Annotated in this window: 11 protein-coding genes; 2 read left to right on the top strand and 9 right to left on the bottom strand. The window is 54.0% G+C overall.

The window, feature by feature from the left end:
- Positions 1 to 164: 164 nt before the first annotated feature.
- Together AACQ93_RS16275 and AACQ93_RS16270 are read right to left on the bottom strand one after the other, a co-directional pair.
- A complete protein-coding gene (locus AACQ93_RS16275) occupies positions 165 to 2,264 on the bottom strand; it encodes a methyl-accepting chemotaxis protein (protein WP_064606269.1) in 2,100 nt (699 codons plus the stop codon).
- Complete coding sequence (locus AACQ93_RS16270; protein ID WP_064606267.1) at positions 2,261 to 3,304, bottom strand: SGNH/GDSL hydrolase family protein; 1,044 nt, start codon at positions 3,302 to 3,304, stop codon at positions 2,261 to 2,263. The genes AACQ93_RS16275 and AACQ93_RS16270 overlap by 4 nt, the downstream gene beginning before the upstream one ends.
- A 406-nt stretch (positions 3,305 to 3,710) precedes the next feature.
- Here AACQ93_RS16270 and ompR point away from each other — a divergent pair, with 406 nt between their 5' ends.
- Both ompR and envZ read left to right on the top strand, forming a co-directional pair.
- Positions 3,711 to 4,433 carry an osmolarity response regulator transcription factor OmpR gene (gene ompR, locus AACQ93_RS16265; RefSeq protein ID WP_007469470.1) on the top strand — a complete coding sequence of 241 codons (723 nt, stop codon included), beginning with the start codon at positions 3,711 to 3,713 and terminating at the stop codon, positions 4,431 to 4,433.
- A 27-nt stretch (positions 4,434 to 4,460) separates the two neighbouring features.
- Entirely contained in the window at positions 4,461 to 5,798 is a 1,338-nt protein-coding gene (gene envZ, locus AACQ93_RS16260; protein WP_064606262.1) for a two-component system sensor histidine kinase EnvZ, read from the top strand.
- Positions 5,799 to 5,877: 79 nt separating this feature from the next.
- Here the strand turns inward: envZ and AACQ93_RS16255 are convergent, their stop codons facing one another.
- From AACQ93_RS16255 to AACQ93_RS16225, 7 genes are all read right to left on the bottom strand, one after another.
- Entirely contained in the window at positions 5,878 to 7,248 is a 1,371-nt protein-coding gene (locus AACQ93_RS16255; protein ID WP_064606771.1) for a uracil-xanthine permease family protein, read from the bottom strand.
- A gap of 376 nt (positions 7,249 to 7,624) precedes the next feature.
- Positions 7,625 to 9,706 (bottom strand): ATP-dependent DNA helicase RecG, encoded by a 2,082-nt coding sequence (gene recG, locus AACQ93_RS16250; protein ID WP_064606259.1) that lies wholly within the window; start codon positions 9,704 to 9,706, stop codon positions 7,625 to 7,627.
- A 20-nt stretch (positions 9,707 to 9,726) separates the two neighbouring features.
- The gene (gene trmH / locus AACQ93_RS16245) at positions 9,727 to 10,434 is read right to left on the bottom strand and encodes a tRNA (guanosine(18)-2'-O)-methyltransferase TrmH (protein WP_064606256.1); all 708 of its coding nucleotides are present in this window, start codon (positions 10,432 to 10,434) and stop codon (positions 9,727 to 9,729) included.
- A 90-nt stretch (positions 10,435 to 10,524) separates the two neighbouring features.
- On the bottom strand, positions 10,525 to 12,630 hold the full coding sequence (gene spoT / locus AACQ93_RS16240) for a bifunctional GTP diphosphokinase/guanosine-3',5'-bis pyrophosphate 3'-pyrophosphohydrolase (RefSeq protein WP_007469462.1): 2,106 nt from the start codon (positions 12,628 to 12,630) through the stop codon (positions 10,525 to 10,527).
- 18 nt (positions 12,631 to 12,648) lie between these two features.
- Positions 12,649 to 12,924 (bottom strand): DNA-directed RNA polymerase subunit omega, encoded by a 276-nt coding sequence (rpoZ, locus tag AACQ93_RS16235; protein ID WP_007469460.1) that lies wholly within the window; start codon positions 12,922 to 12,924, stop codon positions 12,649 to 12,651.
- A 54-nt stretch (positions 12,925 to 12,978) separates the two neighbouring features.
- Positions 12,979 to 13,605, bottom strand: a complete 627-nt coding sequence (gmk, locus tag AACQ93_RS16230; RefSeq protein ID WP_064606254.1) for a guanylate kinase — start codon at positions 13,603 to 13,605, stop codon at positions 12,979 to 12,981.
- Positions 13,606 to 13,829: 224 nt separating this feature from the next.
- Positions 13,830 to 14,693 (bottom strand): YicC/YloC family endoribonuclease, encoded by an 864-nt coding sequence (locus tag AACQ93_RS16225; protein WP_064606252.1) that lies wholly within the window; start codon positions 14,691 to 14,693, stop codon positions 13,830 to 13,832.
- Positions 14,694 to 14,705 lie beyond the last annotated feature (12 nt).

Below are 14,705 nucleotides of genomic sequence, written 5' to 3'. Positions count from 1 at the left end.
GTCAATCTCACCGGTTGAAAATATTGTGGCTGAAAATCAAGAAGGCGAGAGAATTCTCATTTGGCGGGGGCAGGTTTTATCCGAGAGGGGCCCGGCGGTGATTTCGTTCAGGCCCGAACCTTTAGGGCGGGCCTGAACAAAGGGGGCTAGCTCAGAGCCTCTGATCAGAAGTTAAACTTGTTCAGTTTGGCTTCGACGTCACTGGTCTGGGTCAGCATGCCCTGCGCTTCGTGGCTGGACATCTCCGCACCTTGCGCGGCTTTGGTGGTGATGTCAGTGATGGCGCTGATGTTGCGGTTGATGTCTTCCGTCACCTGATGCTGCTCTTCGGCGGCGGTGGCAATCTGGCACATCATTTCCTGGATGGTTGATGTGGTTGCCATCAGTGCATCCAGCTCTTCAACCGCTTTCTTGCTGCCTTCAATGCTATTGTGGCTGAAAGTCTGGCTACTGGTGATGGTATCGACGGTCACCTGGATCTGACTCTGGAAGCGGTCGACCATTTGTTGGATTTCTTCTGTCGAGCTCTGGGTCTTGGATGCCAACTGGCGGACTTCATCGGCGACAACCGCAAATCCCCGGCCGTGTTCGCCGGCACGGGCCGCTTCAATGGCGGCATTCAGTGCCAGCAGGTTGGTTTGATCCGAAATAGTACGGATGACTTCCAGAATCGAGCGGATCTGATGGCTCTGGGTTTCCAGTTCGGTAATGGTTGCGGTGGCGTTTTCCATTGCCTCGCCCAGCTGGTTGACCATATCAGCACTGTCATTGACTACGTTACCGCAGCGGGTAATCGCCTGGTTGGCTTCTTCCACCGAGCCGGCCGTATTGGCGACGTTGTAGGCTACTTCACTGGCGGTGCAGGCCATTTCGTTAATCGCGGTGGCCACCTGTTCCAGCTCCAGACGTTGCTGCTGGACATCGGTATGCGAGGTTTGGGCTATATCGGCTGAGTGGTTGGCAGCTTGCTTCAGCTGGCCGACGGAGCCGGCAATATCGCGGATCATCCCCTGCAGGGAAGCCATCAGGGCATTAATGCCAGACATTAGTTCGCCGGTTTCATCTTTGCGGGTGACATCCATCCGGTAGGTCAGATCCCCGCCAGCCTGGCTGAGTTGCTGTACCAGCTGAACCACCTGCTGGATCGGAGTGGAGATGCGCTTGGCCAAAATATACAGCACGGCCAGTGCCGCTACGGAGATTAGTACCCCGGCCAGAACCTGGCTGTTGAGGAACTCATCGAAGGAGGATTTCAGCTCGTGTTGCAGCTTATTAATTTCACTCAGCTGCTCGGCTTTCGGTACCGAGATCCACAGCATCCACGAAGTTGCAGTGTTGCCGACTTTAATCGGGGTTGCCAGGCTTGAGTACTTGTCGGTTGATAGCCACAGCTGTTGGCCAGCCTGGAACTGAGAGCGGTATCGGTTCCAGTCCGGCAGGACATTACCCAGCTTCGCGTCCGGGGCGGTATCGGCTGCGACTACCCCGCGGTAGCTGATGATGCTGATATGGGCATTCGGACCGAATTTCTCTTTCTGAAGTTTAAGTGCCAGTTCATTGATGAAATTCACCGACAGGTCGATACCAATCATACCGATAGTGCGACCGTTAGCTTTTATTGGGGCAACCAGGTTGGCCATCAGCACCTGTTGACCCTGAACGTTATAGGCCCAAGGGTCGATCAGGCAACTGCGACCACTTTCGACCGGGCACAGATACCACTCACTGACGCGGGTGCCGTTGTTAGTCTGCTTCTGAATGTAGAAGCGATCTGTGTCGACTGATGATGGCTTGAGCTGGTTGTCGCCACTGCGGGTCCAGTACACATTGAACTGGCCTTTGCCGTCGATTGCTTCGTAAAGATCATCTTTGCCATCCCAGGCATTCGGCTCGAATGCAATATAAGCACCGAGGAATTGCTGGTTGCCAGCCAGCAAGTCACGCACCATCAGTGACAGCTCTTCACGGGTGACTTTGTTCTGTCCGTCGCGGTTATCTGCCATTCCGGAGATGACGCTGGCCATGGCCTCGACCGAGTTCATCGCTACTGACAGCTGGCTCTGGATCTGGCCGGAATGGAACTTACCGGTTTCCTCAAGCAGCTGGCTCAGGGTGTGATCGGCAAAAGCATGGGTTTTGCCGTAGACCATCTCTTCCAGCTGGTTGGAGTATTTCACTCCAACCATTAGCACTGCCAGCAGCGAGAAAAACAGGCACGTTGCCGCGCCTATAATGATTTGGTGACGTATGGATTTGAAATTCATAATGTCCTTCCGCTTATGACGAGGCTGGCCGCTTCTTTAGCCATGATCTTGTGCATTGCCGTTGTCGGGTGGAGGCCATCCCAGAAAAGGTTGCGGTTCGGCTGGGCAATGACTTTGCCGGTTGCATAGCTGTAAGCTTCGCCAGTCACGTTTGTCAGGGTGATCGCCAGCTCCTTGTCCTGGTATTTACCTTTGGTTTTTACCTCGTTGCTGACTTTGTTGAACAGGTCAAAGGCATCAAAGTAATAGATCTCGACGTCCGGGTGGGCTGCAGCCAGCTGGTCCAGGCCGGCTTTCAGTGCCTGGTTGTGTGACTGGATAAAACGGGTGGTTTTTTTCTGTTGGCCGGCAAACCACGGCGCATCGACAAAGTCAGGGATGTTGGCAGCCAGGACTTGTTTGGCTCCGGCATCGATCAGGGTTTCGATATCGGTAAGGGCGAAGCCAGCGGCCTTGTTACCGGTCTGGTCAAGATCGCCGAACAGGGTGAACCACAGGTTGTTGGTACCACTCATATAGCTGACCAGCTCATTGCCTGTGAACTGACCTTTGTTGGCGATGCGCAGTTTGATTTGCTGGCCGGTGTTAGTCAGTACGTCAAGGCCGGACTTGGCAGTGAAGCCGTTGGCTGCATCAATATCAAGGAAGTTGCCAAGGCCGGACATTGCACCGCCGACAGCCCAGTTGGTGCCTGGCAGCGCGTTGTGGTGATAGTGGTAGGTGATTTGTTTGCCTGCCTGATCTTTTAGTACAACCTGACTGTCAATTTCACCGTGACCGCGAACTGGTGCTGGTTTGGCAAGGAAACCGGCCAGGTATTCTGTCCATACCGGTCCGTTGCTGAAGCGACCGTCAAAGTTTGGCTTGTCGGCACGGATGCCGATTTTACCGGACGTTGCCTGGTTCATATCAACGGTGATCATGTGCTTGTTGCCGATGTCGGACAGGCTGTCACCGAAGTTGGTGATGCGGTCGAATTCTGCGGCATGGGAGCAGAATGGCAATAGAGTCAGAAGTGTCGTTAGTGCGTATTTTTTCATGATTGTTATCTTGGCTGATGTAACTGCGGCAATGCGGAGTGCAATTGCATGGTGTCAGTTACAGATGTATGTTGTGACAGAATAGAAGATTGCTATGCAACGATGATTTGTATGTATAAATTCAGTGCAAGCAATTGATTATTGTGATTATAGGGAATGGTATTTTGTTATCAAATTTATCAGTGCTAACCATATGATATATATGGTGAATGAGACAAACCTGACTCATATGGGAAAAATTAATCGTGAAATTGTTAGCCGGGGCACGACTTAAGTTTTGTGCACTATGGACATAATACGTAACAATTTATTTCTCTGTTTGCGGGGTAACCGCCAGGTGGTTTGGGTAACATAAACAGCAAATGCACTGTGGTGATTTTTGGTGCGAAGATGATGCAGGTAGGTAATGATGCAGGAAAATTTTAAGATTCTGGTTGTTGATGATGACATGCGCCTGCGTGCGCTGTTGGAGCGCTATCTGTCGGAGCAGGGCTTCCAGGTCCGCAGCGTAGCGAACGGTGAGCAGATGGACCGTTTGCTGGCCCGCGAAACGTTTCATTTAATGGTATTGGATTTGATGCTGCCGGGGGAGGATGGCCTGTCGATTTGCCGCCGCCTGCGCAATGCCAATAACATGTTGCCGATCCTGATGCTGACCGCCAAGGGCGATGAAGTTGACCGGATTGTCGGCCTTGAAGTCGGTGCTGATGATTATCTGCCGAAGCCGTTTAACCCGCGTGAGCTGCTGGCCCGTATTCGTGCCGTATTGCGCCGCCAGATCATCGAAGTACCGGGTGCACCGAGTGCCGAAGGCAAGATGATTGAGTTCGGTGAGTTTCGCCTTAACCTGGGTACCCGTGAGATGTTCCGCGGTGATGAATCCATGCCACTGACGTCCGGTGAGTTTGCGGTGCTGAAAGCCCTGGTGACAAATGCCCGGGAGCCGATGTCCCGTGATAAGCTGATGAATATGGCCCGCGGCCGTGAATATTCAGCGATGGAGCGCTCGATTGACGTTCAGATTTCCCGCCTGCGCCGGATGATTGAAGAAGATCCGAGTCGTCCGCGCTATATTCAGACGGTCTGGGGCTTGGGCTATGTCTTCGTTCCTGACGGCAAAGAGGCATAAACTGAATCCTAATCTGAGGCAATCATAATGCGGATGTTCCCGCGCAGTACGTTTACCCGTACCCTGATCCTGCTGGCTGGCTTGCTGATAGCCAGCCAGATTTTTTCTTATCTGGCCGTCCTGAACTATGCCTTGCTGCCCAGCTTGCAACAGTTCAACCGGATTCTGGCTTATGAAGTGCGGCTGATGCTCAAAGAAGATGTTGAGCTGGCTGACGGTGAGACTTTCCACCTTGATACCCCGGTCCGGCGCCGGTTGCTGGAGCAGTTGGGGGTTACCCTGCATCCGGATGGCAGCCCGGATAACCAGGAGTTCCTGCAGGCCACTGAGATTGAATACCTAAGCGAAGAGATGACCCGGGCTCTGGAAGCGCCGACGGAAGTGCGGCTGGTGCTGGGGGCGGACAGCTATGTGTTGTGGATGCGCTGCACGGCGATGCCGGGCTTTCTGATGCGGATCCCGTTGTCTGAATTGCAGGAAGAGGATTTTGCGCCGCTGTTCCAGTACAGCCTGGTGATAGCTCTGATGGTGATTGCCGGTGGCTGGCTGTTTATCCGGATCCAGAACCGCCCGCTGGTGGCACTGGAGAAAGCCGCTTTGCAAGTTGCACGGGGAGAGACGCCACCGCATTTGCCTGAGCGCGGCGCATCGGAAATTCGTGCGGTAACCAAATCGTTCAACCGCATGTCGGAGGGCATCAAGCAGCTGGAAGAAGACAGGGCATTGCTGCTGGCTGGGGTTAGCCATGACTTGCGCACACCGCTGACTCGGATCCGGCTGGCAACTGAGATGATGTCGCCGGAAGACAGTTATCTGGCTGAGAGCATGATTAAGGACACCGAAGAGTGTAACGAGATCATCAGCCAGTTTATGGATTACCTCAAATCGACCAAAAAGCAGGAAGAAGAAGCGCTTGAGCTCAATTCACTGCTGCAGGAAGTGGCGGAAACCGAAGGCGGTTATGAACATGAGATTGAGCTGGCGCTGGATGATATTCCCGGCGTGGTGCACGTTAACGGGGTTGCGATCAAGCGTTCGGTAGCCAACCTGGTAACCAATGCCCTGCGTTATGGTAACGGCTGGGTGAGGATTGCCAGCGGTGTAACCGCCGATCGCAAGACGGCCTGGTTCTGTGTTGAAGATGACGGCCCGGGGATTGAACCGGAACAGGTAGCGAAGATGTTCCAGCCGCTGACTAGGGGAGATACTGCCCGTGGTTGTGAATCGGAAGGGACCGGTCTTGGCCTGGCAATCGTAAAGCGGATTATTGATCAGCATGAAGGGTCGATTTCCGTTACCAACCGCAGTGATGGTGGTTTGAAGGTACAGGTTAACCTGCCGCTGAATGCCGCTAAGAAGCTTTAATCATCTAGAATTCGTCTACATAAAAAGAAAGCGAGAGCCTGTGTGGCTCTCGCTTTTTTATCGGCTTTATTTCTTGCTGTTATTTTTTCTCTTCCGGCAAAACCAGATTCAGGATAATCGCCGTGATACCGCCTGCCGCCATTCCAGATGACAAGATGCTCTTAATCCATTCCGGCATGAACTGAAGAATCTCCGGCTTCTGGGCGATACCCAAACCCATAGAGAAAGACAGAGCCATGATCAGGATGGCGCGGCGGTCCAGCTCGCAACGGGAGATGATCCGTACGCCGGAAGCGGCAATGGTGCCGAACATTACAATGGTCGCACCGCCCAGCACCGGTTCTGGGATCAGCTGAACAAGGTTAGCAACCCCAGGGAACAGGCCAAGCAGAACCAGCATACCCGCTACGAAGTAGCCGATGTAGCGGCTGGCAACTCCAGTCAGCTGGATGATGCCGTTGTTCTGGCTGAAGGTGGAGTTCGGAAAGCTGTTGAGCACTGCGGCCACTGCCGAGTTGATACCGTCTGCCAACACGCCGCCTTTGATGCGTTTCATATAAACCGGGCCGGCAACCGGCTGCTCAGAGGTTTCTGATGTCGCAGTGATATCACCGATAGCTTCCAGTGATGTGATCGCAAAGACAATAACCAATGGGATCAGTAGTGACCACTCAAAGCCCAGTCCGTACTGCATTGGCTGTGGGATCGCAATCAGTTCAGCGTTGCTCATACGGGAGTTGTCTACCATGCCGCTCATCCAGGCAAGCAGGGTGCCGGCAGCCATGGCTATCACAATGGATGAGACGCGCAGGTACGGGTTTTTCACCCGGTTCAACAGCACAATCAGGCCTAGAACCGTACCGGCTAGCATCAGGTTATCCAAGCTGCCGAAGGTACCGTTTTCAATCGCGGCATAGCCGCCGCCCATGGAAGTCAGACCGATCTGGATCAGGGTCAGGCCGATCAGGGTAACCACAATGCCGGACACCAGTGGGGTGATCACGCGCTGGGCGTGTTGCAGGACGCGGGAGATAAGTACTTCTGTCAGAGAGGCAACCAGAATTGTGCCGAAAATTGCCGCCATCATGGTCGGCACGTCTGCGCCACCGGCTTTCAGTGCCAGCCCGGCACCGATGATTGGACCAAGGAAATTAAAGCTGGTGCCCTGAATCGAGAGCAGGCCGGAGCCAACCGGGCCGAAAGTGCGGATTTGGATGAAAGAGGCAATGCCTGAAGCAAACAGTGACATGCTGACGATCGTATTGGTATCGCCTGCCGGAATGCCGAGGGTCTGGCAGATGATCAGCGACGGGGTGACGACGGCAACAAACATGGCCAGCAGGTGCTGGACCGCGGCGAACAAGGTTTGCGGCAGGGGCGGACGGTCCTCAAGACGGTAAATCAGATCGGACTTTACAGGTGTTTCGATATCACTGTGTTGGCGAGTCATGGCCATGTATTTCCTTGGTGTCTCTCTGTGGTCCCGACTATTACGCTGAATGGGTAGCAGTCCGTGGCGGATGGATAACTCTGTGATTGCTGTTAATCAGATCCAGACCGTCACCGGGAGAGAGGGGGTGGATGAAATTTGTGCGCTATTGTAATTATCTTTCTGCAAATAGCAAACGTTTGCGTGATTTTGTTTAAATTATTTTCTGTTAGCAGGAGAAGCCGGGGTTAAGGTCGGAAAAGTTAAGTAAAGTGTGTAGTTGCAGATGTTGACTTGGATGCCGGGATCACAGTGGCGAATCAAATCGAATATATCAATGGAAAAGCAGGCCAGAAAGCCTGTTTTTTTACAGTTTCTGGCCGCAATTAAGCTGACATTAGGCGTTGGAGTAATTTTCTCGCTGACCCAGCCAGCGATCGATAATCGCTTTGGTGTTATCCGGGTAATTGTCGTGAAGATAGCGCGCCAGTTTCTGGACCTGGGGGATCAGATGCTGGTCGCGGACCAGATCGGCAATCTTGAATTCCGCGATACCGGTTTGCTTGGTGCCGAGCAGTTCACCGGGGCCGCGGATTTCCAGATCCCGCTGGGCAATCACGAAGCCGTCGCTGCTTTCGCGCAGTACGCCCAGGCGTTTCTGGGCTGTTTTGGACAACGGGGCATGATAGAGCAGGACACAATGGCTGGCGACATTGCCCCGACCGACGCGACCGCGCAACTGGTGGAGCTGAGCCAGACCCAGGCGCTCCGGGTTTTCAATGACCATCAGGCTGGCGTTAGGCACGTCGACCCCGACTTCAATCACAGTGGTGGCAACCAGGAGGTGAAGTTCACCTTCTTTAAAGCGCTGCATCACTTCCTGTTTTTCTGCCGGTTTCATCCGTCCGTGTACCAGCCCGATTTTCAACTCCGGCAACTGGGCTGTCAGCTCATCGGCCGTATCGGAGGCGGCTTGGGCCTCCAGTACTTCGGATTCATCAATCAGGGTGCAGACCCAGTAGGCCTGACGGCCTTCGTTAAGGCAGGCAGAGCGGATCCGCTGGATAATCTCAGCCCGGCGCGAGTCCGGCAGGGCGACGGTCTGGATCGGTGTCCGGCCCGGCGGCAACTCGTCGATGACGGACGTCTCCAAGTCGGCATAGGCGGTCATCGCCAGGGTTCGCGGGATTGGCGTAGCCGTCATGATCAACTGGTGCGGGTAATGGCCGTTGCTGGCCCCTTTTTCCCGCAGTTCCAGCCGCTGGTGGACACCGAAGCGGTGCTGTTCATCAATGATCACCAGTGCGAGGTTGTTAAACATTACCTGCTCCTGGAACAGGGCATGGGTGCCGACGACCATTTTAGCTTCGCCGCTTTCAATCCGGGCCAGTTCACTGTCGCGTGCTTTGCCTTTGAGCTTGCCAGCCAACCAGCCAACTTCTATTCCCATTGGTTTCAGCCAGTTGGCAAAGTTGATGGCGTGCTGTTCAGCCAAGAGTTCGGTCGGAGCCATCAGGGCAACCTGATAGCCGTGCTCGATAGCCCGCAAGGCGGCGAGGGCGGCGACCAGGGTTTTGCCTGAACCGACATCCCCTTGCACTAGGCGCATCATCGGGTGCGCCTGAGCCAGATCGTGCTCAATATCGGCTACTACTCGTTGTTGGGCTCCGGTTGGGCTGAACGGCAGGCTGTCGAGTAGTTTCTGTTTAAGGGTATCGCTTGGCGGCAGCGACCAGGCGTCATGTTGCTGGCTCTTGTTACGCACAGCCAGCATCGACAGGTTCTGGGCCAGCAGCTCTTCAAGGATCAGCCGTTGCTGGGCCGGATGTTTACCTTCTTCAAGCTGGTCGAGCGAAACGTCCGGTGTCGGGCGGTGCATGATGTGCAGGGCCTGAGACAGTGTCATCTGACGGTCATACAAACCTTCCGGTAGCAGCTCGCGCACTGCGGCTTTGTCGAGCAGAACCATTGCCTGATCGGTCAGGTTACGCAGGGTCAGTTGGCGCAGGCCGTCGGTGGTCGGGTAGACCGGGGTCAGGGTTTCTTCAACGCTGAGTTCTGTCGGTTCGGAAAAGACCCGGTATTCAGGGTGGATGATTTCCAGCCCGAATTTGCCCCGCTTGATCTCACCGTAGGCTTTGACCTGTTTACCTTCGCTCAGGCTGTTTTTCATTGCGGCGTTGAAGTTGAAAAAACGCAGCGTTGCCGTACCGGTTTGGTCGCTGATTTTCACCGTCAGCATTCGACGTTTACCGAAACTGATATTGCTGCTGAGGATCTCGCCCTGCACCGTCAGGTGCTGACCGGGCATTACGTTGGCCAGCGGCCAGATCCGGGTGCGGTCTTCATAGCGGAGGGGGAGGTGGAACAGCAGATCCTGGACCGTGTGCAGGCCAATTTTTTCAAGCTTTTCTGCCATCTTGGCCCCAACGCCGGACAGTTCGGTCAGGGCTATGGTATCAAGTAGTTGTCCGCTCATTGCTGTTCCTGTTTTCGCTGTTATTTGGCTTTTCGCTTCGGCTCGGTTGCCTGCATGATGCTCCACCATTCATCGTCAGCGACAATCTGGCCTTGTTCGTCCAGCGGCGGGTAAGGCAGGCCTTTACGGCGGGCAACTTTGGCCAGTACCGGGTGGCCGCGCTCGAACAGAATACGGTGGACTACGTCGTCCGGCAGCTGGGTCTTTTCCCTGTCGTACATGCCAGCAAGCTGGCGCTGGCGCTGCGCTTCGTAGAGGATCAGGGCACTGGCAACCGAAACATTAAGAGACTGTACCATACCCACCATTGGAATAATGATGTCCTGATCGGCTAAGGCCAGTGCTTCAGGCGTGATCCCGTTTTTCTCGCCGCCGAGGATAATGGCCGTCGGTTTGGTGTAATCCACTTCACGGAAATCAATGGCGGTATCCGACAGGTTGGTTGCCAGCACCTGCATACCCTGGGCTTTCAGGGTACTGACGGCATTAACCATGGAATCGTGGGTTTCCAGCTCAACCCAGTTACGGGCACCGGCTGATGTATTGCTCAGGACACGCATGCCTTCTTCCGGCCAGACGGCATGGACTTTGTGGACGCCAACCGCATCAGCGGTACGGATAATGGCTGATACATTGTTAGGTTTATGCACTTCTTCCATGCACACCGTCAGATCTGGCTGGCGGGTGGCCAAAACCGACTGAATACGTTCAAAACGTTCAGGAGTCATAATCTTGCTTGTCTTTCTTTGATAAAGAAAACGCCCGTAGACGGGCGTTTCGGTTCAGTGCAGGAGCAAGGCTGTGCCTCGTTCTTGCTGTCAGTTCTTCCGGCGAGATACACGCACCACATTCGGCATCACCCTGATACGGCGCATGATATTCGCCAGATGGATACGACCTTTCGTCGTCAGCTTCACCGTGATGGTGTACAGACGGCCATCTTTCTCTTCCGTTGCCAGCCCCTGGATGTTGGAACCAGTCGCGGCAATGGTGTTGGTCAGATCGGCGAGGGCACCCTGGTGGTTAAGCATATCGACCTTAAGGTTAGTCAGGAATTCCTGCTCGAAGTCCTCACTCCACTCGACGGCCATATATTTATCCGGCTCGCGCTGGTAGCCACGGATATTGGCACATTCTTCACGGTGGATAACCAGGCCTTTACCCGGGCTGATATGCGCCATGATTGGATCACCGTGGATTGGGTGACAACAGTTGGCAAAGGTCAGCTGGATACCGTCAGCTCCGCGGATAGCCAGTCGGCTGTCGGTTTCGCGTTCGGTCAGCTCATCGGCATTGCCAAGCAGGCGACGGGCGATAACTACGCTCATCAGTTTGCCGAGGCCGATTTCAACCAGCAGATCATCCAGGCTTTCAAGACGCAAATCTGCCAGTACCTGTTCCAGGTTTTCCGGATCGATCTGGTCGATATTCAACTCGCCCAGAGCATGGTTGAGCAGGCGGCGGCCCAGGTTGAGAGACTCCTCGCGGCGCATGGTTTTCAGCACCTGGCGGATTTTGGTCCGGGCACGGGAAGTCACTACATAGTTGAGCCATGCGGCATTCGGGCGGGCACCCGGTGCACTGATAATTTCTACGGCCTGGCCGTTTTTCAGTGGCTTGCTCAGTGGGTATGGCTGGCGATCGACACGGGCACCAACACAGGCATTACCGACATCGGTATGCACGGCGTAGGCAAAGTCGACCGCGGTTGCTCCGACAGGCAGTTCAACAATGCGGCCTTTTGGCGTGAAGACGTAGAGCTCATCCGGGAACAGATCAGATTTAACGTTCTCGATGAATTCGAACGAGCTGCCGGCACTTTGCTGTAGTTCCAGTAGGCTCTGCATCCAGCGCTTGGCCTTAACCTGCGCGGTTGTGCCGCTGTTGCGCTCGCCGTCTTTGTAAGCCCAGTGGGCGGCAACGCCTTTGTCGGCCATTTGGTCCATATCTTCGGTACGGATCTGGACTTCGACCGGTACTCCGTGCGGGCCGACCAGTGATGTATGCAGTGACTGGTAGCCATTGGCTTTCGGGATGGCGATATAGTCTTTCATCCGGCTCGGGCGGGGCTTGTACAGGTTGTGAACCTGACCCAGTACGCGATAACAGGTGTCCAGATCTTTGACCAGTACGCGGAAGGCGTAGATGTCCATGATCGAGTGGAAACGCTGTTCCTTGTTCTTCATCTTGTTGTAGATGGAGTACAGGTTCTTCTCGCGACCCAGCACAGTGCCGTCAATCCCCGCATCATTGAGGCGACCCTCAATTTCAGCGTGGATTTTGTTAATCATTTCTTTGCGGTTGCCGCGGGCGGCTGCCACTACTTGCTTTAGTACCCGGTAGCGGTTGGGATACAGCGCTTCAAAGCCGAGCTCTTCCAGTTCAGTTTTGATGTTATGGATACCAAGGCGGTGGGCCAGCGGAGAGAAAATCTCCAGGGTTTCGCGGGCAATGCGGCGGCGCTTGTCCGGACGTAGGGCACCCAGGGTGCGCATGTTGTGCGTACGGTCGGCCAGTTTGATCAGAATAACGCGGATGTCATGGGCCATGGCCATGATCATCTTGCGGAAGTTCTCGGCTTGCGCTTCTTTGCGGTCGCGGAACTTCAGTTTATCCAGCTTCGATACCCCGTCGACCAGTTCGGCTACCGTCGCGCTGAAGCGACTTTCGAGATCTTCTTTGGTGACCTCGGTATCTTCGATAACGTCATGGAGGAGGGCTGCCATCAGCGTCTCGTAGTCGAGGCGCATTTCCGCGAGGATGCGGGCTACGGCAATCGGGTGGATGATATATGGTTCCCCGCTGGAGCGGGTCTGCCCTTCATGGGCATCTCGCGCAACGAGGTATGCCTGCCTGAGGGCCTCAATATGGGGCTCAGGCAGGTACTCTGTTGCAACTTCTTTCAGGCTATCAAAAAGATACAATTCGCCCGGTTCCCTGAATTAACGGTTGTTGCCTGCAATAGCACTTACTGCTGCCAGTTCAGCTGCTTCTTGCTCTTGAAGTTCCTGACGCTCACGTGCATCCAGGATATCTTTAGTGATCAGACCTTCTTCGATTTCACGAAGCGCGATCACTGTGTACTTGTCGTTCTCTTCCGGAACCAGTGGATCCTTACCGCCTGTTTGCATCTGACGTGCGCGGCGAGCAGCAATTTGGATTAGATCGAAACGGTTGCCAATTTTATCAACAGCGTCTTGAACGGTTACGCGTGCCATGGAGGACTCCAGTGGTTAACTAACAAAATTAAGAGGAAAATTGTACAAAATTGTTTATTCTTCTGCCAGTAGGCAGTCAAGCATATTAGCATGCTTCACCGCTTGTTTGGCCTCTTTCAGGCGCTCGGCGCGAAGAATTGCCTTCATATCCATAACGGCGACATCAAAATCATCATTTACAATGACATAATCATATTCATTGTAATGGGAAATTTCTGAACGCGCTTCGGACATACGCTTGGCAATGACTTCTTCACTGTCCTGGCCGCGCGTGTTCAGACGACGCTCCAGTTCAGGACGGGAAGGTGGCAGAATAAAGATGCTGCGGGCTTCCGGCATTTGCTTGCGGATCTGTCGCGCACCCTGCCAGTCGATATCCAGGAATACATCGATACCCTTATTCAGGTTCTCTTCAATCCATGGACGAGAAGTGCCGTAGTAGTTACCGAATACTTCAGCATACTCCAGAAATGCACCTTCATCGATCAGCGCTTTGAACTCTTCCACAGCGACAAAGTTGTAGTGCACACCGTTTACTTCCCCAGGACGCATGTCACGGGTGGTATGTGATACCGAAACTTTCATTGCATATGTTGGGTTATTTTCCAGCAGTGCTGAAATCAAGCTCGATTTACCGGCGCCGCTTGGCGCAGAAACGATATACAGGGTGCCTTTGCTCATTGTGTTGCTCACCAAGTGGTAGAAGGGCGCGCAGGGTATCATGAACTGCGTGAAAAATGAATCAGCTGACTGATGAAAAATTCAACTTGGTCAGTTTCTTTATTGCCAGTATCTGGCTGTTTGATGACATTTGTATGACGAGGTTTCGCTGCGGTGTCAGAGGTAAGTGTTAGGTTTTGGGCATTAATAAAAGAAAGCCCCGGCATGACCGGGGCTTCTGAGCGTTATTCGATATTCTGAATCTGCTCGCGCATTTGCTCAATCAGTACCTTGAGCTCAACCGCTGAGGCGGTGATGTCGGTATTGATAGACTTTGAGGCCAGGGTGTTCGATTCGCGGTTGAATTCCTGCATCATGAAGTCCAGACGGCGGCCACAGGCGCCACCTTTTTTCAGGATCTTGTGGGTCTCTTTTACGTGAGAATCCAGGCGATCCAGCTCTTCGGCGACATCAACTTTTTGTGCCAGCAGGATCAGTTCCTGTTCAATGCGGGTCGGGTCCAGTTCTACTTTTGCTTCTTCAAAGCGGGTTGCCAGGCGTTCGCGCTGCCAGTTCATAATTTCCGGCATATGGGCGCGAACTTTTGTCGCTTCTTCGGCAATGGCGGTCAGGCGCTGTTCAATCAGGGCCTTCATGTTGTCGCCTTCGCTGGCGCGAGCAGCGATAAAGTCGTTAACGGTTTCGTCAAACCCTTCCAGCAGGGCTTTGTTGATGGCATCCAGATCCTGCTCCGGTGCTTCCATCACGCCTGGCCAGTTCAGTACCTGGAACGGGCCGACACTGCCTTCACCAGCAGTTTCTTTCACCCACTGAGCCGCCTTGATAACCTGCTTTGCCAGCTCTTCGTTGATACGAAGGTCGTTGCTGGTTGCTGCGTTAGCTTCAAAACGCAGGTTACATTCCACTTTGCCGCGCGCCAGGCGCTTACGGAAACGCTCGCGAAGTACTGGTTCCAAGCTGCGGAATTGCTCCGGCAAACGCAGGTAGGTTTCCAGGTAACGTTGATTGACAGAACGGATTTCCCAAACGGCAGTGCCCCAGTCGCCTTTAACTTCGCGACGGGCATAGGCGGTCATGCTATGAATCATTGGCTGATGGCC

The sequence above is a fragment of the Photobacterium sp. J15 genome (genome assembly GCF_963870815.1).
Lineage (GTDB): Bacteria > Pseudomonadota > Gammaproteobacteria > Enterobacterales > Vibrionaceae > Photobacterium > Photobacterium marinum.
The sequence above is the reverse complement of the archived record's forward strand: the minus strand, read 5'-3'. Positions and strand labels throughout refer to the sequence as shown.